The organism is Pelagibacterium nitratireducens (assembly GCF_037044555.1).
GTDB classification, from domain to species: Bacteria; Pseudomonadota; Alphaproteobacteria; order Rhizobiales; family Devosiaceae; genus Pelagibacterium; species Pelagibacterium nitratireducens.
The window spans coordinates 3,452,746-3,474,988 of record NZ_CP146275.1 but is presented as its reverse complement, the minus strand read 5'-3'; the positions used below and the strand labels follow the sequence as shown (position 1 = coordinate 3,474,988).

General features: G+C 62.2%; 23 protein-coding genes. 11 read left to right on the top strand and 12 right to left on the bottom strand.

The window, feature by feature from the left end; all coding sequences use genetic code 11:
* Positions 1 to 20: 20 nt before the first annotated feature.
* Positions 21 to 128: a DUF1810 family protein gene (locus V6617_RS17065; protein ID WP_338608118.1), complete on the top strand. Its 108-nt coding sequence runs from the start codon at positions 21 to 23 to the stop codon at positions 126 to 128.
* A gap of 264 nt (positions 129 to 392) precedes the next feature.
* On the opposite strand, the gene V6617_RS17060 is transcribed toward V6617_RS17065, so the two are convergent.
* The gene (locus V6617_RS17060; RefSeq protein WP_338608117.1) at positions 393 to 917 is read right to left on the bottom strand and encodes a DUF421 domain-containing protein; all 525 of its coding nucleotides are present in this window, start codon (positions 915 to 917) and stop codon (positions 393 to 395) included.
* Positions 918 to 1,461: 544 nt separating this feature from the next.
* Here V6617_RS17060 and V6617_RS17055 point away from each other — a divergent pair.
* The 9 genes from V6617_RS17055 to V6617_RS17015 all read left to right on the top strand — a co-directional run bounded on the left by V6617_RS17055 (position 1,462) and on the right by V6617_RS17015 (position 9,736).
* The gene (locus V6617_RS17055; protein ID WP_338608116.1) at positions 1,462 to 2,040 is read left to right on the top strand and encodes an ureidoglycolate lyase; all 579 of its coding nucleotides are present in this window, start codon (positions 1,462 to 1,464) and stop codon (positions 2,038 to 2,040) included.
* A 124-nt stretch (positions 2,041 to 2,164) separates the two neighbouring features.
* Positions 2,165 to 2,959: a putative hydro-lyase gene (locus tag V6617_RS17050; protein ID WP_338608115.1), complete on the top strand. Its 795-nt coding sequence runs from the start codon at positions 2,165 to 2,167 to the stop codon at positions 2,957 to 2,959.
* A gap of 60 nt (positions 2,960 to 3,019) precedes the next feature.
* The gene (locus V6617_RS17045; protein ID WP_338608114.1) at positions 3,020 to 4,069 is read left to right on the top strand and encodes a TRAP transporter substrate-binding protein; all 1,050 of its coding nucleotides are present in this window, start codon (positions 3,020 to 3,022) and stop codon (positions 4,067 to 4,069) included.
* A 22-nt stretch (positions 4,070 to 4,091) separates the two neighbouring features.
* Positions 4,092 to 4,670 (top strand): TRAP transporter small permease, encoded by a 579-nt coding sequence (locus V6617_RS17040; protein ID WP_338608113.1) that lies wholly within the window; start codon positions 4,092 to 4,094, stop codon positions 4,668 to 4,670.
* The gene (locus V6617_RS17035; protein WP_338608112.1) at positions 4,667 to 5,944 is read left to right on the top strand and encodes a TRAP transporter large permease; all 1,278 of its coding nucleotides are present in this window, start codon (positions 4,667 to 4,669) and stop codon (positions 5,942 to 5,944) included. The genes V6617_RS17040 and V6617_RS17035 overlap by 4 nt, the downstream gene beginning before the upstream one ends.
* 30 nt (positions 5,945 to 5,974) lie before the next feature.
* A complete protein-coding gene (locus V6617_RS17030) occupies positions 5,975 to 6,673 on the top strand; it encodes a DUF2848 domain-containing protein (protein WP_338608111.1) in 699 nt (232 codons plus the stop codon).
* Positions 6,674 to 6,683: 10 nt separating this feature from the next.
* A complete protein-coding gene (locus tag V6617_RS17025) occupies positions 6,684 to 7,994 on the top strand; it encodes an amidase family protein (protein WP_338608110.1) in 1,311 nt (436 codons plus the stop codon).
* Positions 7,991 to 8,803, top strand: coding sequence for a hypothetical protein (locus V6617_RS17020; RefSeq protein WP_338608109.1), 813 nt, complete (start codon positions 7,991 to 7,993; stop codon positions 8,801 to 8,803). The genes V6617_RS17025 and V6617_RS17020 overlap by 4 nt, the downstream gene beginning before the upstream one ends.
* A 33-nt stretch (positions 8,804 to 8,836) precedes the next feature.
* A complete protein-coding gene (locus V6617_RS17015) occupies positions 8,837 to 9,736 on the top strand; it encodes a LysR family transcriptional regulator (RefSeq protein WP_338610755.1) in 900 nt (299 codons plus the stop codon).
* A gap of 9 nt (positions 9,737 to 9,745) precedes the next feature.
* Here the strand turns inward: V6617_RS17015 and V6617_RS17010 are convergent, their stop codons facing one another.
* From V6617_RS17010 to V6617_RS16970, 9 genes are all read right to left on the bottom strand, one after another.
* Complete coding sequence (locus V6617_RS17010) at positions 9,746 to 10,540, bottom strand: IclR family transcriptional regulator (RefSeq protein WP_338608108.1); 795 nt, start codon at positions 10,538 to 10,540, stop codon at positions 9,746 to 9,748.
* Positions 10,541 to 10,613: 73 nt separating this feature from the next.
* Positions 10,614 to 11,807 (bottom strand): aminotransferase class V-fold PLP-dependent enzyme, encoded by a 1,194-nt coding sequence (locus V6617_RS17005; RefSeq protein WP_338608107.1) that lies wholly within the window; start codon positions 11,805 to 11,807, stop codon positions 10,614 to 10,616.
* 10 nt (positions 11,808 to 11,817) lie between these two features.
* Positions 11,818 to 12,312 (bottom strand): RidA family protein, encoded by a 495-nt coding sequence (locus V6617_RS17000; protein WP_338608106.1) that lies wholly within the window; start codon positions 12,310 to 12,312, stop codon positions 11,818 to 11,820.
* Positions 12,313 to 12,417: 105 nt separating this feature from the next.
* The gene (locus V6617_RS16995) at positions 12,418 to 13,404 is read right to left on the bottom strand and encodes an ABC transporter ATP-binding protein (protein WP_338608105.1); all 987 of its coding nucleotides are present in this window, start codon (positions 13,402 to 13,404) and stop codon (positions 12,418 to 12,420) included.
* Positions 13,401 to 14,417 carry an ABC transporter ATP-binding protein gene (locus V6617_RS16990; RefSeq protein ID WP_338608104.1) on the bottom strand — a complete coding sequence of 339 codons (1,017 nt, stop codon included), beginning with the start codon at positions 14,415 to 14,417 and terminating at the stop codon, positions 13,401 to 13,403. Before V6617_RS16990 ends, V6617_RS16995 begins: the two co-directional genes overlap by 4 nt.
* Complete coding sequence (locus V6617_RS16985) at positions 14,414 to 15,631, bottom strand: amidohydrolase/deacetylase family metallohydrolase (protein ID WP_338608103.1); 1,218 nt, start codon at positions 15,629 to 15,631, stop codon at positions 14,414 to 14,416. Before V6617_RS16985 ends, V6617_RS16990 begins: the two co-directional genes overlap by 4 nt.
* Positions 15,632 to 16,498: an ABC transporter permease gene (locus V6617_RS16980; protein ID WP_338608102.1), complete on the bottom strand. Its 867-nt coding sequence runs from the start codon at positions 16,496 to 16,498 to the stop codon at positions 15,632 to 15,634.
* Positions 16,498 to 17,439: an ABC transporter permease gene (locus V6617_RS16975; RefSeq protein WP_338608101.1), complete on the bottom strand. Its 942-nt coding sequence runs from the start codon at positions 17,437 to 17,439 to the stop codon at positions 16,498 to 16,500. Before V6617_RS16975 ends, V6617_RS16980 begins: the two co-directional genes overlap by 1 nt.
* Before the next feature lie 152 nt (positions 17,440 to 17,591).
* Positions 17,592 to 19,124: an ABC transporter substrate-binding protein gene (locus V6617_RS16970; RefSeq protein ID WP_338608100.1), complete on the bottom strand. Its 1,533-nt coding sequence runs from the start codon at positions 19,122 to 19,124 to the stop codon at positions 17,592 to 17,594.
* Positions 19,125 to 19,311: 187 nt separating this feature from the next.
* On the opposite strand from V6617_RS16970, the gene V6617_RS16965 reads away from it, so the two are divergent.
* The gene (locus tag V6617_RS16965) at positions 19,312 to 20,286 is read left to right on the top strand and encodes a cation diffusion facilitator family transporter (protein WP_338608099.1); all 975 of its coding nucleotides are present in this window, start codon (positions 19,312 to 19,314) and stop codon (positions 20,284 to 20,286) included.
* A 186-nt stretch (positions 20,287 to 20,472) separates the two neighbouring features.
* On the opposite strand, the gene V6617_RS16960 is transcribed toward V6617_RS16965, so the two are convergent.
* Together V6617_RS16960 and V6617_RS16955 are read right to left on the bottom strand one after the other, a co-directional pair.
* Positions 20,473 to 21,045 carry a hypothetical protein gene (locus V6617_RS16960; protein ID WP_338608098.1) on the bottom strand — a complete coding sequence of 191 codons (573 nt, stop codon included), beginning with the start codon at positions 21,043 to 21,045 and terminating at the stop codon, positions 20,473 to 20,475.
* Positions 21,045 to 22,130, bottom strand: a complete 1,086-nt coding sequence (locus V6617_RS16955; RefSeq protein WP_338608097.1) for a response regulator — start codon at positions 22,128 to 22,130, stop codon at positions 21,045 to 21,047. Before V6617_RS16955 ends, V6617_RS16960 begins: the two co-directional genes overlap by 1 nt.
* Positions 22,131 to 22,243 lie beyond the last annotated feature (113 nt).

Genomic DNA, 22,243 nt, shown 5'->3' with positions numbered 1-22,243 from the left:
GGTCCTGCAAAAAAGGACCCATGAACCACTTCCTCACCGCCCAAGCCCCCATCTCCGAAACCGCCCTCGCCGAACGCCGCGCCGGCCACAAGCGCACCCATTGGATGTGGTTCTGCCCGCGCGCATAGCGTTTGCCCCTTCGGGTCAGGCTCTCGGCTCCATCACCAAACACTCACCCACCCCCATCGTCATCCTCGGGCTTGACCCGGGGATCCGCTGCATTTGGCAGCCGGTGAAGGGGTTGGTGATCAATGAAGCGCGGCGGACCCCCATTTCTGCTGGGCGTGCGGACGCCGTGCAGATCCCCGGGTCAAGCCCGAGGATGACGCGGGGTGAGATGCTGGAGAGGGCGCAATCCCACCCACCTATGCATCCGCATAAGCGGGGAGCCCTCACGCCCCCGAATGCGCCGCCATCCCCTCAACGGTGTCCATGGCGCCCTTGTCGTCCCCCAGCGTTCCGACCACCGAAAACGATCCGTCGGTTTCCAGCACCACGGCCTCCACATCGCCCAGCGACCCCGCCCCGCTCGCCCGCATGGCTGCCAGAATTTCCGCGCGCGTGACCCGCTCGCGCTTGAGATGCCGGTCCAGATACCGCCCCTTGAAATACAAAAGGCTCGGCTCGGCCTTGACGAACCCCTGAACGGCCTCGGACCGCACCGAGAGGAACGTCACCCCATATTGCAGCGCGCACAAAAGGACGAACGCCAAGAGCCCTTCCGAGAGCGAAACGTCCTGGCTCAGGATCGCCGAAGACAGGGTCGACCCCAGCGCCACGGTGATCACCAGGTCGAACGCGTTCATTTTCGAAAGCGTGCGCTTGCCCGTGGCCCGCAGGATCACCACCAGCCCCACATAGGACAGCACCCCGATCACCACCAGCCGCACCAGATCGTCCCATCCATCAAAAAACATCACCGCCTCCTTGTGCCTGTCTTCGCCAATGCCGACCGGCCCCTCCCGTTCCCTCCGCTCCCGCCGTTCTCCCGCCCCCCACCCGCGCTGCCCCGGCGCACGCCGGGGCCCATGTGCCTCTCCTCACGCACCGGAGGGGCGGCAAGGCTGCTGGGTCCCCGATCAGGTCCGGGACAGCGATGGGGAGGGGTGGAGCCGCACGAGAAACTTTATCCCCGCGTTCTCCCCTTGCCCCATACTCGCTCTCACGAACCCGGTTGATGGACGAAAGCGCGACGAACGTTTGGCGGGTTTGGCTCTGGTTCGGCGGGAGTCGTCCTGCCGGAGGCGAGCGTTCCACTTCCGCGAGGCTGGCTTTAGTTCGGCCCGCAACACCGACAGGGACGAACGTGTCCCTGAGCGAGGGAACGTACAGCCCAAAACCCGGAGCGCATGGGGCGATGGACGCTTCATATACAAACAATACAGTGCGGAGCGTTCATCGCCCCATGCCGTTCATCCCATCATAGCCCGGGGCCATTGGCCGTCGGACGCTTTTGCATGCTTGAACGCAACACCCCATCCGGCGCACCATGCCATCATAGCCCATCCCACCGGACGCCCCATGATCTCCATCGAACCCCTCACGCCAGACGCCTTCGCCCTCTATGGCACCGCGCTCGGTTTCGCCGCCCGCCACACCCCCGACACCGCCTTTTTCTCTCCTGCTTCCGATTTCTGGCACGAGCACGGCTTTGCCTCCGGCGAGGCGGAAACCGAAATCCTCTGGGTGGTCTATCGCAGCCCCGATCCCGCCATTGCCCGGCTCGAAGCCCACACGGCAACCCAACAGGCCCTCGTTCCCCTCACCGGCACCATCGTCCACATCGTCGCCCGCTCCGCCCCCGACGGCACGCCCGACCCGCAAACGCTAAAGGCCTTCGCCATCGCGCCGGGGCAGGGGGTCGTCATGGCCCAGAACTGCTGGCACGCCACCCGCGTCTTCGCCGGCGATGTCACTTGCGCCATGCTCACCCGCGCTTCGACCACAAAAGACCTCGTCGCCCACCTTAAGACCGGCGCCTCGCTCACCGAAAGCCGCTACGCCGATATCGTCCTATCGATCGAAATCGGACAAAACTGATAAATCCAATTGATCGGGATCGATCAAAAACTAAAATTCGACTCATCGCCCATCAAGGCGCTTAACTGAACCCATCAGATTTGGTGATCGCTTCGCCGCGCACCGCAGACGGGAACAGCCCTTGATGGATGATGCCGCCACCCTCCAGCGTTTCGATACCGGCGCCGCCCTGCGCGCCGCCTGCCGCGCCGGATTGTGGGATCGTCCGACCTCCGGGCTGGCGCAGGGCTTCCAGCAGGGCAATATCGTCATCCTGCCCCGCGCCCTGGCCGATGATTTCCTGCGCTATTGCACCCGCAACCCCAAGCCCGCCCCCATTCTCGGCGTCTCCGAACCCGGCGACCCTTCTCTCCCCACCCTCGGCGCCGATATCGACATCCGCACCGACGTCCCCCGCTACCGCGTCTTCCGTGACGGTGAACCCGCCGAAGCCCTCACCGACCTCAACGCCCTCTGGCGCGATGATTTCGTGACCTTCGTTCTTGGCTGCTCGTTTTCCTTCGAAACCGCCCTCCTGCGCGCCGCCATCCCCGTCCGCCACATCGATGCCAGCCGCAACGTGCCCATGTATCGCACCAACATCCAGACCGAGCGTGCCGGCCCCTTCGGCGGCCCCATGGTCGTCTCCATGCGCCCCTTCACCCCCGCCGACGCCATCCGCGCCATCGTCCTCTCGTCCTATCTGCCGCAAGCCCACGGCGCGCCCGTCCACCTCGGCGACGCTGCAGCCATCGGCATCGCCGACATTACGGCCCCCGATTTCGGCGATGCCCCCGATATCCATGATGGCGACGTCCCGGTCTTCTGGGCCTGCGGCGTCACCCCCCAATCGGCCATCCGCCATGCAAGGCCGCCCATCGCCATAACCCATGAACCCGGGCACATGCTCGTCACCGATCTCAGGGCCGATATCGGCTGAGACCGGACATGCAAAAAGACCGCACAAGCGGCATGATCAACCAACGCAAAGGGAACTGAAATGAAAGCGCTAAAACCTCTCCTCCTCGCCTCCATCGCCCTGGCCCCCGCCGCGGCCCTCGCCCAGGACCTGCCTGAAACCACCCTCAACGTGGTCGGCAGCTGGTCCAACCTGCCGCTCTACCAGCAGTTCGAGCGCAGCTTCTGGGAACAAACCGTCCCCGAAGCCTCAGGCGGCGCGATTACCGTCAACATGACCACCTTCGACCAGATGGGCGTTGCCGGTGCCGACGTCTTCCGTATGCTCGGCGATGGCGTTTTCGATATCGGCATGACCGTTGGCGACTATACCGTCGCCGATGCCCCCGAGCTTGAAGGCCTCGATGTCCCCCTCATCGCCACCGATGCCGAAACCGCCTACGCCATGACCGAAGCGGCCAAGCCCATGGTTGCCGAGATCATGGAAACCCGCTTCAATTCCCACATGCTCGCCATCGCCCCCTATCCCCCGCAGATCGTCTTCTGCAACGCCGAGATCAGTGGTCTTGCCGATCTTGAAGGCAAAAAGATCCGTGGCTCTGGCCGCATGACGTCGCTGTTCCTCGAAGCGCTGGGCGCCGAAGGCATCACCATGGCGTTTTCCGAAGTCCCCGGCGCGCTCGAACGCGGCGTCATCGATTGCGCGGTTACCGGTGCGGGTTCGGGCTATGCCTCGGGCTGGTACGAATCATCGACACATCTGGTCAATCTCCCGCTCGGCGGCTGGGACCCGGTCATCACCGCTGTCAATCTCGACGCCTGGAATGCGCTCGACCCCGCCGTCCAGACTTTTCTTGAAGACCAGATCGCAACCGAATTCGAAGAACCCGCCTGGGCCGACGCCGGTGGCGCACTCGACCGCGATATCGCCTGCCTCACCGGCGGCGAATGTGAAGCGGGCGCACCTGCGTCCATGACGCTGGTCGAGCTCTCCGAAGAGGACAAGGCGCAGGCGCTGGCCGTCCTCGAGGATTCGATCCTCCCAGATTGGGCCGAACGCGCCGGCAGCGATTGGGCCACCCGCTGGAACGAGACAGTGGGCGCAGCCCTCAACGTCTCGATCGCCCAGTAAATTGCGAAAAGGGGCGACAAAAATGCCAGACAACGGATCCATGCCAGCCAGGGTGATGCGCCTGGCAGCACTGATGAAAACCCTCAACCGCAGTATCGCGTTGATCTGCGGTGTGGTCCTGCTGGTTGCCGTCGCCCTCATTCTTCTCGAGGTGCTTGGCCGGCGCATATCGCTGTTCAGGATCGGCGGCGCCGATGAGCTTTCCGGCTATGTCATGGCCGGCATTGCCACCTGGGGCTTTGCCTACGCTCTGGTCGAGCGCGCCCATGTGCGCATCGACCTCGTCTATGCCAAGCTGCCTGCCCCCGGGCGGGCGGCTTTCGATATCCTTGCGCTGGCCAGCGTCCTGTTCGTTGCCGCGTTGGTCTCGTTTTATGCCTATGACGTTCTTGCCAAATCGATCGCCCGCGGTTCGCGCTCCAACACACCGTTGGCCATCGAGTTGTGGATACCCCAGATCGTCTGGTTTGCCGGCTGGGCCTGGCTCACCATCACGTCGGCCACGCTGCTCGGTTGCACGCTGATACTTACCCTCGGGCGTCAATGGGGCCTTATCAACGATCTTTCGGGCATCGTGTCCGAGACGGGAGAGGCTTCATGATCTGGTACGTCGCCATCGGCCTTGCCGTCCTTCTCGCGCTGTCCATTCCCGTCGGTGCGGCCCTGTTCCTTCTCGGTTTCGGCCTCGATGCCTTCTTTGCGCCCCTGCCGCTCATTCGCGGTCTGGGCCAGATGGTTTATTCCTCGTCCGACAGCTTCCTTTTGATCGCCATCCCACTCTTTGTCCTGCTGGGTGAAATCCTGGTGCGCGCCGGCATTGCCGAGCGCACCTATGCAACCCTCGATGCCTGGTTTTCCTGGCTGCCCGGCGGGCTGGTCCACGCCAATATCGGCACCGCGACAATGTTTTCGGCAACATCGGGCTCTTCGGTCGCGACCGCGGCGACAGTGGCAACGGTCGCCATGCCGCAGGCCAAAAAGCAGGGTTATGACCAGCGGCTCTTTGCCGGAGCCATCGCCGCGGGCGGTGCGCTGGGCATCCTGCTGCCGCCCTCGATCAATCTGATCGTTTACGGCTTTCTCACCCAGACCTCGGTGCCCCAATTGTTCATGGCCGGCATCGTCCCCGGCCTGCTCATGGCCCTCGGCTTTATGGCCATCACCGCCATCATCTGCTCGATCAGGCCCGATCTCGGTGGCCCCAGCCGGCATTTTACGTGGCGTGAACGGTTCGCCGGCCTGCCCCATCTCATTCCGGTGCTCCTGGTCTTCGCCGTAATTATCGGCTCGATCTATACCGGCTGGGCCACACCCACCGAAGCCGCCGCCGTCGGCGTCGCCATGGCCATGGTCATCGCCGCGTTCTATGGCGCCTTGACCATCGAAAACATGCGCGAGGCGCTGCTGGGCACCATCCGCACCACCTCCATGGTCATGTTTGTGATCGTAGGCGCCTATTTCCTGAACTACGCGCTCGGCGCCACCGGGCTCGGCCGCCAGCTCACCACCTTCCTCGAAGGCATGGGCCTCGGCCCGTACGGCATGCTGCTGGTCATTATTCTGATGTACATCGTCCTGGGCTTTTTCATCGAAACCCTGGCGCTGATGATCGCAACCATCCCCATTGTCGTGCCGATCATCGTGGAGATGGGGTTCGACAAGGTCTGGTTCGGCATCCTTTTGATCGTCCTGATCGAAATGGCGCTGATTACGCCCCCTGTCGGTCTCAACCTTTACGTCGTGCAGGGCGCCCGCAAGGAGGGCCGGCTGGGCGACGTCATGGTCGGCGCCATCCCGTTTGTTTTTGTCATGCTGGTGATGATCGCCCTGCTCGTTGCGTTCCCCGCCATCGCTCTTGTCTTCGCTCCGGCCTGATCGGCCGCAGATTTTTCCAAAGGCGCAATAATGCCCAATACATTGACCTTCGCCGTGGCCGGCGCAGAACCTGTCACCATCACAATAGAACGCGCCATCATTGCCGGCTGGACGGGCCGCAACACCGATGCGGTCAATCATCATATTGCAGAACTGGAAGCCATCGGCGTTCCCCCGCCCAGCGCCGTGCCGCTGTTCTACCGCGTCGCTGCAGGCCTGGTCACCACCGACGAGGCAATGGAAACTGTCGATGCAACCGGTTCGGGCGAAGCCGAGCCGCTGGTGATCGATGACGGAAAAAAGCTCTATCTCGGGCTTGGCTCCGACCACACCGACCGCCAGCTCGAAACCCATTCGGTGGCTCTCTCCAAGCAGATCTGCGCCAAGCCCATGGCCCCCGCACTGTGGGCTTTTGACGAAGTTGTTTCCCACCTCGACCAAATCGCCATCCGATCTTTCATCCGCGACGATGAAAACGCGGCCTGGATCCCCTATCAGGAGGGCACGCTGGCTTCCATCCGCCCGCTCCTCGAATTGATCGATGCCTCGCCCTCTGCCGCATCCCCGTCGCGGTTGGAGCCCGGCACCGCCATGATGTGCGGCACCTTCGCGGTCCTTTCCGGCGGCGTGCGCCCGGCCCGGTTTTTCCGCATGGAAATGACTGATCCCGTGCTGGGCCGCACCATCGAACACTGCTACGAAACAAGGACCCTGCCCGTTATTTCGTAGGAAGCCCGCTATGACCGACATCTCACCGCTGCGCAGCAATTCTGGTGGCATCACCTTCCGCGCCGAGGATCGCGCCCGCCGCGCCATAGACACGGCCATGAACGTGGAGCCGTCAGTCCTGCAAACCATCTTCACCCGGTTCGATGCTGATCGGATCATGTCTGAAGCCAGGGCGCTCGATGGCGACGCCGAGCGCAGGGCAGGGCCTCTGGCCGGCATCATGGTGTCGATCAAGGATCTCTTCGACGAAAAAGGGCAGGTGACCTCGGCCGGCTCAACCATTCTCGCCGATGGCGAACCGGCCAGCCGCGATGCCATCGCCGTCGAGCGCCTGCGGGCTGCCGGGGCCATCGGATGCGGACGCACCGCCATGTCGGAATTTGCCTATTCGGGCGTCGGCCTCAACCCGCACTTTGGCAATCCGGGGAATATCTTCGATCCTGCCCGGATTTCCGGCGGCTCAACCTCTGGCGGTGCATTATCGGTTGCCCTGGGCATCGCCGATGTCGCTCTGGGATCGGATACCGGCGGATCGGTTCGTATTCCCGCAGCGCTCAACGGATTGTGCGGCTTCAAGCCCAGCCAGTCCGCGGTGCCGCTCGATGGTGCGTTCCCGCTGTCCCAGAGCTATGACAGCATTGGCCCGCTGGCCATAACGATCAAACAATGCAGCGCGGCACATGCCATCCTTTCCGCTACTGCCGCATCGCCACAAAACGGCGAAAATCTGCGCATCGGCGTGGCAAACGGCCTTCTGACCGAAGGGCTCGACACCCAGGTCGCCGGCGATTTTCAGCGCGCCATAGAGCGGCTTTCCGCCGCCCGATTTATCCTTTCCGATATCGAGCTGCCCATGCTCGAGGGCTTCGGAAACGTCAACCGCATCATCGTTGCTTCGGAAGCGCATCGCATTCATGCCGACCATCTGGCTCGCATGGAAGCCGAGGGCGATCCCCACGTCCTGCGCCGCATCCGCGCCGCCGAAAGTTTCGCGCCCAACGACGAAGCGGATGCTCGCGCTCAAAGGGCAGCTGCTATCGCCGCGTTTTCGGCGCAGGCGGAAAATTACGATGTGTTTATCGCACCAACGCTGCCGACCGTCGCGCCGTTGATTGCCGATGTGGAGGCCGATTTCGACCGCCTCAACGGCCTGATGCTGCGCAATCCCTCGGCCATCAATTTCCTCGATGGGTGCGCTGCCACGGTGCCCATGCACGCCGACCAGCTCCTCGCCACCGGCCTGATGATTTTTGCGCCCGGCGGGGATGACTGGACGGTTCTGGGTATCGCTGAACACATCCAGACCCTCCTGGCATCATGACAGATTGGGGCCTTTGGGCCGAGTTCTTCATCCGGGCGACAGCAACCGGCTTTGTGGTTGTCTTCATCGCCTGGTCTGCTGCCCGGCTCGGACCGGCCATTGGCGGGGTTTTGGCCGGCTTGCCCATCGTTCTGGCGCCGGGCTTTTTCTTTCTCGTGCGCGATCAACACCCGCTCTTCGTCTCCGACATGGCCGCCGGGACGCTCTTTTCGATGATTGCCACCCAGGGCTTTCTGTTCGCCTATCTCTGGTCGGTGCGTACAGCCGGCCCGCTCGGCGCAACCATTTTGGCCATCGCCGCCTGGTGTGTCTTCGCTGTGCCGCTCTCGCTTGTGCCCCACCATCTCGTCCTGGGTGCTCTGATCTTTGTCGCCGCAACCGTTTTCGCCCGGCTGGTCGGCAAAAATCTTGTTCTCCCGCTTGCCCCCGTTGCAACGCCGACGCGCTGGCCCGCCCTGGTCGCCCGGGGCGTTGCCGCCGGCATTCTCGTGGGTGTTGTAACGCTGCTCTCGCCTGCTCTCGGCCCGGCGCTGGCGGGTGCGCTTCTGGGCTTTCCCATCGGCTTTTGCGTGATCCTGCTCTCGCTCAATCTCGATCACGGCAGCACCATGGCCGGTCGCACGGCCTTTGCCGGTCTCTTGGGCGTCGCAAGCCTGGCAACCTTTAGCGGCGTGCTGTCGGCCACGCTGCTGGTGCTGCCGCCATGGCCTGCCTATCTTTCCGCGCTTGCAGCATCGCTGGTGCTGACCGCTGTGATGACGCAACTGACCCGCCAGCTTGCACTGGGTGCCCGGTTCCGCGCATTGTGAACCCCAGCTGCGAGTTCAAGAAACGGGATGCCGATGGTTGATTTCAAGGGACTGGAAACCTTCGTGTGGGTGGTTTCGCTGGGCAGCTTTCGTGGCGCGGCGCAAAAACTCAACACGACCCAGCCCGCCATCTCCCACCGCATCGCCCAGCTCGAAGAAGAGATCGGCGCCAAACTCCTGACCCGGGAGACCCGCAACATCACGCCAACAGCGCCGGGCCGGCAATTGCTCGCCTATGCTGAAAAGATGATCGCCATGCGTGCCGAAATGCTGGCCGCCCTGCGCGATGCATCGGCCATCCGCGGCGTCATCCGTCTCGGGGTCGCCGAAACCATCGTTCACACATGGCTGCCCCATTTCATCAAGGAGGTCAGCCGCGCCTATCCCCACCTGTCGGTGGAAATCGAGGTCGATATTTCCCCTTCGCTGCGCAACCGCCTTCTGGCCCAGGAAATCGATATCGCCTTCCTGCTCGGTCCTCTAAGCGCCCCGCTGCTGCGCAATCGGCTGCTGTGCGAATATCCTTTGGGCTTTATCGCCAGCCCCGCGCTCAACGTCCCCAACCCGGCCACCGTTTATGATCTTGCCCAATTCCCGCTTATCACCTTCGCGCGCAAGACCCAGCCCTACGAACTGGTCAAATCCCTGTTCAACCGCCCCGATCTTCCTGCCATCAAGCTCCACGCCAGTGCGTCTATGGCGACGGTCGTGCATCTGGCGCTAGAGGGGATCGGGGTCGCGGTCATCCCCTATGAGCTTGTCGAAGCCGAGCTCAACGCCGGCCGGCTCGAACTCATCAGGACCGACATTGCCATGCCGCAACTGACCTTTTGCGCAAGCTGGCTCGAATCCCCCGATACGCTGGCCACCGAACTTGTCGTCGATATCGCCACTCGGGTTACCGCCAACCGCACGGCGTTCGCTCCGGCCTGATAACGCCGATCAGCGCGACCACCCCAGACGTCTGGCGATGTTGATCGCACTTGAGCGCACCAGTTCCTTGAGATCGGGATCGGTCTGCTCGACCTTCTGGTCGGGCACCACAATGGAAATGGTCGCCCGGCAGGTGCCCGCCGTATCGAGGATCGGAGCTGCTATACAGGCAATCGAATAGGCCGACTCCCCGGCTTGTATCGAAAGCCCGGCATCAAGCGCCTGGCGTGATGTGGCCGTGAGAATTTCGATATCGGTTTCGGCCCGGCCGGTTGGTGAGGGGCAACTGGCATGCGAGAAAATCGCGCGCCGCTCGTCCTCGGGAAGATGCCCGACAAGCAAGCGCCCTGACGCCGACCAGTTGAGTGGCGTGCGGCTGCCAACCTGCGAGGCGACCTGGAAATGGTCGGGCCCGTCGACCATCCCCAGCACCACCATGAAATCGCCATCGCGCCCGCATATCTGCACGGTCTCGCCGGAGGCGAGCGCAAGGTCGCTCATTTCGTGATTGGCGGCGGTCAGGAGATCGACGTGGCGGGCATAGGTCAGCCCGTAATGATAGAGCCGGTGCCCGAACCACAACGTCCCATCCTCGAACCGGTCCAGCATGTCCTTTTCGACAAGATCCTCGACCAGCGTATAGACCGTTGAAAGCGGCGCCCCTACGGCGCGGGCGATTTCATAGGCGGTAGCCGGCGCGTCATTGCTCTGGAGGAAATCGAGCACCTGCAGGATGCGGTCGAGCGCACTCGTCCGCGTGCGTTTGGTCTTCACCGCGTCCTTGGATGTTTCCAATGTGCTCATTTGGCGATCCTCCCATGAGTGCCGCGCCGGGTTCAGTTTGCATTATTCTCTCCGGCGCGCAAATACAGCGTCCTCAGTCGGGCCAGTTGAGAATGGCCTTTTCCCGCGCCAGCACGCGCAGCCGCAAATCGGAAACGATCGGCGTGTTGGATTTACGCGCCGCGTCCAGTTCCTCGGTTAGCCGCTCGGCGACGACGAATTCTTCGTCGGGGTGCAGGTTGCAGGGGTCGAGATAGAAGTAATTGTGCTCGACCTCGTGGTCGCGCACGATCACCGGCCTGGCCCCCTGCGCCATCCGGTCGGCAAGATCCCAGGCCGAAATGTTGGCGCCCTCGGGGTCAACCAATACCTTGAGCCGGTCGAGCGGGTTGTCGGTGGGATCGGGGTCGATGATGGCCGTGATGCCGGCGCGACCCTCCAGCGTCGACTGCCAGAGATCGAGCGCCTTTTGCTCACGCGCCCTGATCCCGGCGTGGTCGCGCGTCTCCCAGGCCTCAAGCGCTGCAATAACCCCCGCCACGCCTTCCTTGCCCACCTTCATGCCGCGACCCACGCCTCGGTTCTGCAAATAGCACGCCGCAACGAAATCCTTGTTGCCCGCCACAATCCCCGATGTCGGACCGCCCAGAAACTTGTGTCCAGAATAAAGCACCAGATCGGCCCCAGCGTTCAGGAATTTCTCCAGATCGTATTCGGATGCCGCGTCCACGATCACCGGCACACCCTTTTCATGGGCAACCTCGCAGAACGTTTCGAGCGGAATCTGCCCGTAATCGACAACGTGGTGCGAAATCACATAAACCGCCGCCGCTGTCTTGTCGGTGATGGCTCCGGCCAATTGGTAGGCATGCGCGCTGGTCGCCTGGCCCACCGGCACCACCCTGGCACCGGACAACCGGATGCCCTGTTCCACCGGCGCGCCATAGGAGACCATGTGCCCGGTCTGGATCACGATTTCGTCCTTGAGCCCGCTCGCATCCGGCAGCCTCTCGATGGCGGCCAGATCCTTGCCGGTCATCGCGGCTGCGCAGGCCAGCGTGATGGCTGCAGAACAGGACGCCGTCACGCATCCCGCTTCCGCCCCGGTCAGTCTTGCAATGGTGCGCGAAGCGATGCGCTGCAGATCGGACATTTCGGTCCACTGCGAGAGGACCGCAGCCACGGTCTCGACGGCGTGTGGCACGACGATCGAGGCGCCCAGAGACGTCATGGTCCCCGAACAGTTGATGACGGGGCGCAGGCCAAGCGTTTTGCGGATATCGGTCATTGGGGCGTACTCAATTGTCTATGGCGACGATGGCTTCGATTTCCACCGTGATCGCGTTGGGGAGCGAGGAAAAGCCGACAGCGGAGCGGGCATGGATACCCTTTTCGGCAAATACGGCATTGAACAGGTCCGAGCAGCCATTGATGACCTGGGGGTGCTCGGTAAAATCGGGCGTCGCATTGACCATGCCCAGAACCTTGACGATACGGCGCACTCGGCCCAGATCGCCCAGCGCCTCGGCCATCACGGCAATCAGGTTGAGCCCGGTCAGCTTGGCGTGTTCATAGGCCTCCTCGGTCGAGACGGTATCGCCCACTTTTCCCGAATGCCGCCGGCCATCGGGATAGGTCGGACCCTGGCCCGAGAGATAGAGCATATTGCCTTCGATCACGTGGGTGACGAAGTTGGCGATCGGCGGCGCGGCCGGAGGCAAGCTCAGCCCCAGTGCGGCCAGCCGGTCGTAGGGGCCTTGATCCGCGCGCTTTTTCGCCTCGGAGACAGTCATGGGAAACTCCAGTTAGAATGCGATCGGGAAAAGACTTTTCCGGCGAGATCGCACGACAAAACAAAACTCCTGATGCCCCAAACCCGGTTCGATCGGGCGTGGGCTCTAGGAGGCCTGGGCCAATTCATTGTGGCGGATACAGGCAACGTGGTGGTCACCGCCGAGATGGTCGGTGGGCGGGATGGTCTCGGCACACGCCGCGATGGCATGCGGGCAGCGGGTGCGGAACACGCACCCCGATGGCGGGTTGATCGGGCTGGGGATGTCTCCGGCCAGGGGGACATGCTCGCGCCGCCGCGTCGGATCGGGAATAGGCGCCGTCGCCAGAAGCGCCCTGGTATAGGGATGGCGCGGATCGGCATAGACCGCTCGCGACGGTCCCCTTTCCATGACGCGCCCCAGATACATCACCACAACCTCGTCGCACAGATATTCAACGACCGAAAGATCATGGGCGATGAACAGCAGCGTCAGCCCCAACCGCTTCTGCAGGTCGCTCAGAAGGTTGAGAACCTGCGCCTGCACCGAGACGTCGAGCGCGGAAACCGGCTCGTCGGCCACCACGAATTCAGGCTCCACGGCGAGCGCCCGGGCAATCCCGATGCGCTGGCGCTGGCCGCCGGAGAATTCGTGTGGAAAGCGCTTTCCATGTTCGGGCGCAAGGCCCACAAGCGTCAAAAGCTCTGCAACCCGGTACTTACGTTTTTCACCCTTGGGATAATTGCAGGCATCGAGCGCCTCCCCAAGGATCGCTTCGACCCGCATGCGCGGATTGAGCGAGGAAAACGGGTCCTGGAAAATGATCTGCATGCGCTGGCGGTAGGCCCGCATGTCACGCTCGGAGAGCGCAAAAATATCGACACCGTCAAACACAGCCTTGCCACCTGTCGGCTCGATCAGCCGCAACAGGGTGCGGCCTGCCGTCGTCTTGCCCGATCCCGATTCACCGACCAGTCCGACCGTCGTGCCGCGCTTGATCGAAAAGCTGACATCTTCGACGGCATGGACGGTCCTGCCGCCCCGGCCCGTAAAACGTTTGACCAGTCCTTCTATAGCCAGCAGCGGAGGCACCGTTTCCATTGCAACGCTCATATTTCCGAACTCCTCAGGCAGCGCGACAGTCGACCGGAACCGGCGCTTTCGAGTTGGGGCGGGATGGTCGTACACGCGGAAATCGCGTAGCGGCAGCGTGGCTCGAAAGCGCAGCCCGCCGGCAGGGCCGTGATCGGCGGAACCGAGCCGGGAATGGAATAAAGCGCCCTGCGCTCCCCATCGGGGTCCAGATCACGCTCCGCATTGGGCGTGCAGGCCAGAAGCCCTTCGGTATAGGGATGCTTCTGTTTTTGAAACAATGGGATGACCGGCGCCTGTTCCACAACGCGCCCGGCATACATCACCACCACCTCATGGGCGATTTCCGCCACCACCCCCAGATTGTGGGTGATGAACAAAATCGACATACCGAACTGGGACTGCAGTCGGCGCAACAGATCGAGAATCTGCGCCTGGATGGTGACGTCGAGCGCCGTTGTGGGTTCGTCGGCAATCAAAAGCGAGGGATTGCAGGCCAGAGCCATGGCAATCATTACCCGTTGGCGCATGCCGCCCGACATCTGGTGCGGATAGTCGTCGAGCCGGTTGGCCGCATCGGGAATTTCCACATGCCCGAGCATTTCAAGCGCCCGCTTGCGGGTCTCATCGCGCCCGATATTGTCGTGCAGCGCGATCATTTCCCCGATCTGCTCACCCACTGTATAGAGCGGGTTGAGACTGGTCATGGGCTCCTGAAAGATCATGGCGATCTCCCGGCCGCGCAGCTTGCGAAACCCCCGTTGCGAGGTTCTGGCCAGATCGTGGACGATGCCCTTTGAATCCCGGAACAGCACCTCTCCACTTTCGATTGCGCCGGGACGCGACAGGAGCCCCATGATCGAAAGCGAGGTTACTGATTTCCCCGATCCCGACTCGCCGACCACGGCCAGCGTCTGGCCGCGTTTGAGCTCGAACGTCACCCCGTCCACGGCCTTGGCGGTCAACCGTCTGGTCGTAAACCAGGTGCGCAGATCGCGCACCGAAAGGATCGTATCGGGGGCGAGTTCTCTCATAGCGCCCACCCGCAATGAGGGCAGTTGGCAAGCTGGGTGCCCGGCGCCGGTTGGTAGCGATGCGCGGCGATGGCCCGCGCCCCAAGGATGGCATGACGTGGCTCGAAAATCTCGTGCAGCGTCGACGTGATGCCCTTGGAATCCTTGACCTCGATGTCGCTCTTTTCGAGATCGAATATCGTAAATTCCGCCGGTTTGCCTTTGGCCAGAAGGTCGGTGTAATCGCGCCTGATCGCCTTGCGCGGGGCGATGGTCGCCGCGTGAATCACCTGTTCGAACCCCATGCCCAGCGAGAGCAGTTTGGACATCGTGGTGCCCATGTCCCAGACCGCGCCATCCATTGAGCGGTTGTGCAGATCGGTCGAAATGGTTTGGGGCAGCATGTTCTTTTCCAGCGCCGCCTTGGCCACCTCGAACGAAAACGACGCCCCCCCATGTCCGACATCGAGCACCACACCGCGCGCAGCGGCATCCTCGACGAGAGCGTAAAGATCGTCGTCCTCGAGGATCGATCCACCCACCTTGCCGTTGAAACAGTGGGTGACGATGTCGCCTTCGGTCAGCAGCGAAAGAATGTCATCGTAAAGCGGGGGCGGTTCGCCCACATGCACCATGATCGGCAGCTTGAGCACCCGGCCGAGCTTTTTGGCCAGCTTGACCGGCACCAGATCCCAGCCACCGGAAATCACCGCGCTGGCCCGCACCTTGAGCCCAACGATCACGTCGCGATTGGCCTCGACGGTCGCCGCGATCCGGTCGATATCGATCGAGCGCATGTCCTGAAGCTCGGTCACCCGGTTGCAGGCCACAAGACCGATCGAGCCGATATTCAAGAACGCATAGACATTTTCGAGGGCCGGCTCGATCATCAATTCGCGCAGGCCATGAAAATTGGCTTCGCCCGCCGACCCGGCATCGACCATCGTGGTCACTCCGTGCCGCGCGCCGCATTGTTCGGGCCTAAGCGAAATATCGGTGCCGCCATACCAGATATGGGTATGGATATCGGTCCAGCCCGCCGAAAGATAACTGCCCCCGGCATCGAGGATTTCGGCATCGTCGGGCACGGCAATGGTTGTTCCTGTCTCGATGATCTTTCCGTCTGTGCCGACAAGAATATCGAGTACCGGGGCCTTGACGCTGGCGAACCCGACAGGCTTTGCATTGCGGATCAGAAGCGGCTTTTCGGCGAGAGAAAACTGGTTGCCGATCATTTAGATGTCCTTTGCAAGACGGGGGTCGAGGAGGTCGCGCAAGCCGTCGCCCAGAAGCTGGAGCGCCAGCACGGTGACGACGATGGCAAGGCCCGGATAAAACAGCAGCCAGCTTGCCGAATTCATGAACTGGCGGCCAGCCGAAATCATCGTCCCCCAGGTCGGGATGTCTGGCGAAATCCCAACGCCGAGAAACGACAGTCCCGCTTCGGCCAGAATGGCCTGCGCGAAAATGAACGTGCCCTGCACCAGAAGCGGCGAGGTGACGTTGCGCAGAACGTGCCGCACGAGAATGACCGGGGTCGGCACTGCCAGCGCGCGGGCCGCCTCCACATAGGGCAACTCGCGGATCACCAGCGTCGAGGCGCGCACCACCCGCGCCATGCGCGGCGCGTAAACGATCCCCAATGCCAGAACCACGTTGAACGCCGAAGCGCCCAGCGCCGCGACCAGCGCAATGGCCAATAAGATATCGGGGAACGCCATCATCGCGTCGATCACCCGCGAGACCGGCGCGTCGGCCTTGCGGAAGAACCCGGCCACGAGCCCGAGAACGATGCCGATCAGCGAGGAGACGATAACAACCGAAAAGGCCACCGAAAGCGAGGTCTGCCCGGCATAGAGAACGCGTGTCAGGATATCGCGGCCCAATTCGTCCGTGCCCAGCCAGAACTGGCTATTGGGCGCGGTCAGCCGGTTGACGATCGAAAGCTGGCTCGGGCTATGGGGCGTAAGCAGCGGCGCAAAGATTGCGGCCAGCACCACCAGCGTAATGACGATCAGCCCGGCCGCCGCGGTCGGTCTCGCCAGAAGGCGGATCAAGAGATTGGGTGGTTTGCCCTGTGCGGGAGAAGCGAGCGCGGCCATCAATACCTCACACGCGGATCGACGAGCAGATAGAGCATGTCGATAACGAAATTGACCAGAACATAGAGCCCGGCAACGATCAGCAGCGCCCCCTGGATGACCGGATAGTCGCGCCGCAACACCGCCGAAACGATCAGATTGCCGACGCCGGGCAGAGCGAACACCGTCTCGGTGACGATGGCGCCGGAAATCAGCAGCGCCGCCGTCAGCCCGACAACAGTGAGAATGGGGATCAGAGCATTCTTGAGCGCGTGACGGACCACAACCCGCCATTCGCTCATACCCTTGGAGCGCGCCGTGCGCACATAATCATCGTTGAGCACGTCAAGCATCGAGGCGCGGGTAAAGCGCATGATCAGCGCCGAGGAGACGATCCCCAGCGTGGTTGCGGGCAGCACGAGGTGATAGAGCCGCTCGCCCAGCGGCGAATAAGGCCCGCCATAACCCGAGGTCGGAAACCAGCCAAGGCTCACCGCGAAGGTCTGGATAAAGATCAGCCCCAGCCAGAAACTGGGAACCGAAGCCGCGAACATGGCAAGCGAGGTCATCACCTGATCGAACCACGAACCGCGCCAATAGGCCGAAGCCACCCCGATCGGCAGGGCGATCACCGTTGCGATGGCCAGCGAAAAGATGGTGAGGAAAAAGGTCGGCTCGGCCCGCATCCACAGCGCGGTTGTCACCGGCTGACCGAGAAAGATCGACTGGCCGAGATCGCCGCGAAAAATGCCTCCGACATAGGAGATGAACTGCTCGAGGATCGTGCCATCCAGCCCCAGCCGTTGGCGCAGCGCCTCGACATCGGCTGCAGTGGCATCGGGACCGAGCATGACCGCGGCCGGATCGCCCGGGGTCACCCGGACAATAATAAAGACAATCGTCACGACGATGGCCATCACCGTGAGCATGCCGATCAATCTGTTGAGCGCAGCGCCAAGCATGGAACGACTTTCAAAAAGGACGCGAAGGGAAGGATGGCCGTGCCGGAAAGGACTGGCAATGGGACATCGCTGGCCGTCCCTCCCTTCGAGATCTCCCCGGGCGCCGCCTTTGTCAGGAGGACAGGCAAAGCCGGCACCCGTGGGAGGATTGCTTATTGTTCGAGCCAGGCGTTCCAGAAATAGGGCCATGGCGCCGGGTTCATGCCCTCGAGGGCAGGCGATTGGGCAGCAACCGCATTGAAATTGCCGACCTTGAAGGCTGGCACTTCCTCGTAGATCGCTTCCTGCACCGCCGCCCAGAGTTCAACACGGGCATCGGGATCGGCCTCGGCGTTGAAAGCGCCCAGCGCTTCATGCTTGGCGTCGGACACCCACCAGCCGGGCGAGGAGTCCGACATGATGCCGGTCAGCGATGGTTCGGGCAGGAAGGGCGAGTGGGTGATGTAGATGTCCCACAGCGCCGGATCGGTGCGCCTCTGGGTCAGCGTTGCCCATTCCACGACATCGAGTTGCACATCGAACCCGGCCGCTTCGAGATAGGCTTCGGCCACCTGGGCCATCGTGTAATGGAACTCGTACTGGCGCGAGGTCAGGATCCGCAGCGGCGAACCGTCATAGGACGAATCTTCGAGAAGCTCGATGGCCAGTTCCGTGTCGCCCATGGGCTTGTAGGGTTCGGTGCCCGCCTCGGTATGCCAGACATAGCCTTCAGGATACATCGCCCCGTCGGCGGTAAAGAAATCCTCCGACCCGAACGCGGCCAACAGCATGTCCTGCGGCGCAAGCGCCGCCTGGATGGCCTTGCGCACTGCGATATCGGAATTGACGCCTTGGGCGGTGTTCATGACGAACACCGGCCAGCCGAAGGGGGCCAGCATCACCGGCTCGGTATTGCCAGAAGCGATGCGGTCATAGGCTTCCACGGCGATGGAATCGACATAATCGAACTGACCCGCAACAGCGCCCTCGATACGGGTGTTGGGATCGGGGACGGGAACGAACCGGATTTCATCGAGATACTGATGACGCCCGCCGCCATAGCCATTGGACTCTTCGTCACGCGATGCGTAGTCGTCGAACCGGGTAAGCTGGATATATTGATCCGGGCGGCGTTCGGCCAACTGATAGGGGCCGGTGCCGACGAAATCGTCCATGACGTCTTCGCCGGCGATTTCGGACGGAATGACAATGGCCGCCGAATTGTTGAGCGACAACAGGGACAAAAGCGGCGCATAGGACCCGCTCAGCGTGATCTGCACTGTGTAATCGTCCACGGCCTCGACGCTCTCGACGGTCTCCGCTGTCTGCATGCCGCGGCTTGCAATGCGCAGCCAGCGCTCGAGCGATGCGACAACGTCCTCGGCGGTCATGTCCGAGCCGTCATGGAACGTCACGCCTTCGCGCAACGCGATGGTATAGACCGTGCCGTCTTCGGAAATCTCGGGCATGTCCGCCGCCAGCAGCGGCACAACGGCCCAGTTGGCGTCGAACGTATAGAGCGTTTCAAACATGTGCTGGGTGATGATGCCGACCAGATCGGCGGTCGATGTCATGGGGTCGAGGGTTGGCGGCTCGCCAATGGTGGCCACGTCGATCGTGCCACCTTCGGTCTGCGCGAGCGCAAAACTTGGCAATGAGATACCGGCCAGGGCAGCGATGGCCGCTGCCTTGAGAAAAGTCTTCATAACGATGCTCCCTTTGTTCAATGATACATAGTTATGTAATACATATCATTGTTCTGTTATGAGAGCAGAGCGTTGACCACGCGTCAAGTCTCAGAAATTCTCAGGCGCGGACGGCGCATTTCATATTTACAAATGAATATATATTTATATGTTGGAACAAATGACCTTACCGGAAATTTGACAGGCGATGACCAGCAACCACAGCGACGCAAACCACAGCCACGATCACGCCGGCCATCACCATGGCGATGGGCACCACAGCCATGCGCCCCAGGTCGGCGAGAATAATGAACGCGTGGTCCTTGCCGGATTCGCTTTGACCGCCGGCTTCATGGTGGCTGAACTGATCGGTGGCATCCTGTCGGGCTCATTGGCGCTGGTGGCCGATGCCGGGCACATGCTGACCGATGCGGCGGCATTGGCGCTCGCCTGGGCGGGGTTCAGGTTCGGCCGCAAGCTTTCGGATTCAAAGCGCACTTTCGGCTATATGCGTCTCGAGGTGCTTGCCGGTTTCGTCAACGCCATAACGCTCTTTGCGCTGGTTGTATGGATCACCTACGAGGCCATCCAGCGCCTGTTCATGCCTCACCCGATTCTGGCCGGGCCCATGATGGTGGTCGCCGTGCTCGGGCTGGTGGTCAATATTGCCGTCTTTTTCATGCTCCGTCAGGGCGACACCAACCACGTCAACATTCGCGGCGCCCTGCTGCACGTCCTTGGCGATCTGCTGGGCTCGGTTGCCGCCATCGTTGCAGCGGCGGTGATCTATTTCACCGGCTGGACGCCGATCGATCCGATCCTGTCGGTACTGCTCTCGGTCCTGATCCTGCGCGCCGCCTGGGCGCTTTTGCGCAATGCCGTTCAAATCCTTATGGAAGGAACACCGGGCAACATCGAGATCGACGCGCTGCGCGCCCATGTGCTCGAAACGGTACAAGACATCGAGGATGTCTCTCACGTCCACGTCTGGTCGATCACCTCGGGCAAGCCCGCCGCGACCATGGAAGTCTCGCTCAAGCCCGGAGCCGACTACCGCACGATTTCAGAGCGCGTGAAAAAGACCCTCGCCCAACGCTACGACATCGGCCATGCCACTGTGGAAATCAATTGGGCAAACCACCCAAAAGACTGTCCCTTGGCTGAGCCTGCCCATCATTACTGACACCTGAAAGCCGGCAACCGGTCAATCTCCTCCACAAGTCATCTGACGCCGTCCCGCTCTTTTCCTGCAGTACAGGATCGACGTTTCGGTTCGTCAGAATCGGGGCGGTGCGCATAAAAAATCCTTTGAGCACGAGAGGCCCAATTCAGGCCCGCCCACGCAGCCAAAGAGAACCGGGTGTGCGGATCACCGAGCTTGAGAAAAGCCGGTGACACCCATGATGCCGACAGGCCTCGCCGGCATCGTCTCGCAATCCCAACCGGGGACAAGGTCGCGGGCGGTCTCGCGGGCCATTTGGTTTGCCTCGGTGTTTCGGCGGGCGTCGATATAGGCGAGGTGGCAGGTATTGCCCCGCTCAATCTTGGTGACAACGAGCACCTGTTCGTCAGGCCCCCCGATCTCGCTGCGGTCGATGAAGTAGCGCAGGATCGTTGCCACCGGGCGCTGCCCGTCAGTGAGCAACCATTCAAGGGTTTCTCCCGTCTGGTTTATGCTCGGCACACTTTGCTGCCAAACCATCTCGTCCCTGGCGTCGGACCCGTAGGAAACAAAGACCCGATGCTCTCCGTATCGCACCAGAACGGGGAAACCGTCCCACCCGGCGCAGGCAAAATCGGTTGAGAGGCTTGCCTGCTGCACAATCGCGCAACGCTCCAGATTGAGATCGGTGTATGCGCTGTGCCAGTTCTGTGCCATTGCCGTCGCTGGCAGAGCCACCATCGCCACGGCAAGTGCAGCTATGCTGGGCCACACTCCCATTAGACGGCTGCTCGGCTGGGCACTTGGGCCGGGCCGATCGAAGCAAGGCCGGTAAGGATCAGTGCGACAAGATCGGCCTGGCGGCGGGTCCCCGTCTTGTCAAACAGGTTCCGCAGATGAAACGCCACAGTGGTTGCCGAGATCGCCATATCTCTGGCGATCTCGTCGGTCCGTCGCCCGCTGGCCAGGGCCCGGGCGACCTCGGCCTCGGTCGGGGTCAATCCGAAAAGATCGGCCAACACAACATTGGACACGTCCGGCCGACGGCTGGGGTCGGAGATGAAGATGACGGCAAGGTGCTCCGGTGAACCGGGAGGACCCGGTTCGGGAAGAGAACAGACGGTCAAGAGAAGGTCCTGCGGGCTCGATTGCCGTGAGACACAATGGCTCGCAAGAAAGTCCTCTCCACCCGCTGCTGCGGCACACGCGGTTTCAACAAGGGCTTTCAGCTCCGTATTGAGCACCGCCGAGCCGGCCCGAAGCGCCCCGCCGGCGATGAGGCTATCGTTGGGATCCTCCATCTCCATGGCCGCCCGATTTACGAAGGTGATCCGGGACCGAGATGCGACGACCACGCCGAACGACAACATATCGAGGATGCGTTCGATTCCCGAACGCCGCTCCGCTGCCGGACTGCTCAGGGCCTTGCGCAGCGCCGCAATGTTGCGCTCGGCCTTTTGGTCCATGCGCTCGACCTGCCCGAGGCGGGCCTTGATCGTGGCGAGCAAGAGATCGTAGTCGATGGGTTTGACCAGATAGTCGTCCGCACCGGCCAGCTTTCCGGCTATGACCGATTGGCGTTGGTCGAGGGCCGTCAGAAAGACCAGCGGCACATCGGCCAGGTCTGGGCGATTGGCGCGAACCGTATCAAGAAACGTAAACCCATCGAGGTGCGGCATCGAAATATCGCACAGGATGAGGTCAGGCTTTCTTGATTCGAGCACGGCCAGGGCCTCACGCCCGTCGGACGCCCCGAACGCCGCATACCCCGCGGCCGACAGCTCCTCGATGAGGTCCTGTCGCAAGTGATCCTCGTCTTCGATGCACAAGATGGCTTTTTTCACCCTGCTCGCGGATTCGATCAATTGCGATAGCCTCCCTGCCGGCAAAGGATCATGCCCAAGATCAGTTCACACCAACTCTAGTTCAATTCCAACCCTTGCTCCCCCTGCAAACGAACGGGGACGATCCAAGTTCG

Excerpts from the sequence above, each read along its gene's own strand:
- V6617_RS16965 (WP_338608099.1), top strand. The coding sequence starts at position 19,312 with ATGACCAGCAACCACAGCGACGCAAACCACAGCCACGATCACGCCGGC.
- V6617_RS17035 (WP_338608112.1), top strand. The coding sequence starts at position 4,667 with ATGATCTGGTACGTCGCCATCGGCCTTGCCGTCCTTCTCGCGCTGTCC.
- V6617_RS17050 (WP_338608115.1), top strand. The coding sequence starts at position 2,165 with ATGGATGATGCCGCCACCCTCCAGCGTTTCGATACCGGCGCCGCCCTG.
- V6617_RS17065 (WP_338608118.1), top strand. The coding sequence starts at position 21 with ATGAACCACTTCCTCACCGCCCAAGCCCCCATCTCCGAAACCGCCCTC.
- V6617_RS17045 (WP_338608114.1), top strand. The coding sequence starts at position 3,020 with ATGAAAGCGCTAAAACCTCTCCTCCTCGCCTCCATCGCCCTGGCCCCC.
- V6617_RS17020 (WP_338608109.1), top strand. The coding sequence starts at position 7,991 with ATGACAGATTGGGGCCTTTGGGCCGAGTTCTTCATCCGGGCGACAGCA.
- V6617_RS17010 (WP_338608108.1), bottom strand. The coding sequence starts at position 10,540 with ATGAGCACATTGGAAACATCCAAGGACGCGGTGAAGACCAAACGCACG.
- V6617_RS16990 (WP_338608104.1), bottom strand. The coding sequence starts at position 14,417 with ATGAGAGAACTCGCCCCCGATACGATCCTTTCGGTGCGCGATCTGCGC.
- V6617_RS17000 (WP_338608106.1), bottom strand. The coding sequence starts at position 12,312 with ATGACTGTCTCCGAGGCGAAAAAGCGCGCGGATCAAGGCCCCTACGAC.
- V6617_RS17025 (WP_338608110.1), top strand. The coding sequence starts at position 6,684 with ATGACCGACATCTCACCGCTGCGCAGCAATTCTGGTGGCATCACCTTC.
- V6617_RS16960 (WP_338608098.1), bottom strand. The coding sequence starts at position 21,045 with ATGGGAGTGTGGCCCAGCATAGCTGCACTTGCCGTGGCGATGGTGGCT.
- V6617_RS17005 (WP_338608107.1), bottom strand. The coding sequence starts at position 11,807 with ATGACCGATATCCGCAAAACGCTTGGCCTGCGCCCCGTCATCAACTGT.
- V6617_RS17040 (WP_338608113.1), top strand. The coding sequence starts at position 4,092 with ATGCCAGACAACGGATCCATGCCAGCCAGGGTGATGCGCCTGGCAGCA.
- V6617_RS17060 (WP_338608117.1), bottom strand. The coding sequence starts at position 917 with ATGTTTTTTGATGGATGGGACGATCTGGTGCGGCTGGTGGTGATCGGG.
- V6617_RS16970 (WP_338608100.1), bottom strand. The coding sequence starts at position 19,124 with ATGAAGACTTTTCTCAAGGCAGCGGCCATCGCTGCCCTGGCCGGTATC.
- V6617_RS16995 (WP_338608105.1), bottom strand. The coding sequence starts at position 13,404 with ATGAGCGTTGCAATGGAAACGGTGCCTCCGCTGCTGGCTATAGAAGGA.
- V6617_RS16985 (WP_338608103.1), bottom strand. The coding sequence starts at position 15,631 with ATGATCGGCAACCAGTTTTCTCTCGCCGAAAAGCCGCTTCTGATCCGC.
- V6617_RS17015 (WP_338610755.1), top strand. The coding sequence starts at position 8,837 with ATGGTTGATTTCAAGGGACTGGAAACCTTCGTGTGGGTGGTTTCGCTG.
- V6617_RS17030 (WP_338608111.1), top strand. The coding sequence starts at position 5,975 with ATGCCCAATACATTGACCTTCGCCGTGGCCGGCGCAGAACCTGTCACC.
- V6617_RS16975 (WP_338608101.1), bottom strand. The coding sequence starts at position 17,439 with ATGCTTGGCGCTGCGCTCAACAGATTGATCGGCATGCTCACGGTGATG.
- V6617_RS16980 (WP_338608102.1), bottom strand. The coding sequence starts at position 16,498 with ATGGCCGCGCTCGCTTCTCCCGCACAGGGCAAACCACCCAATCTCTTG.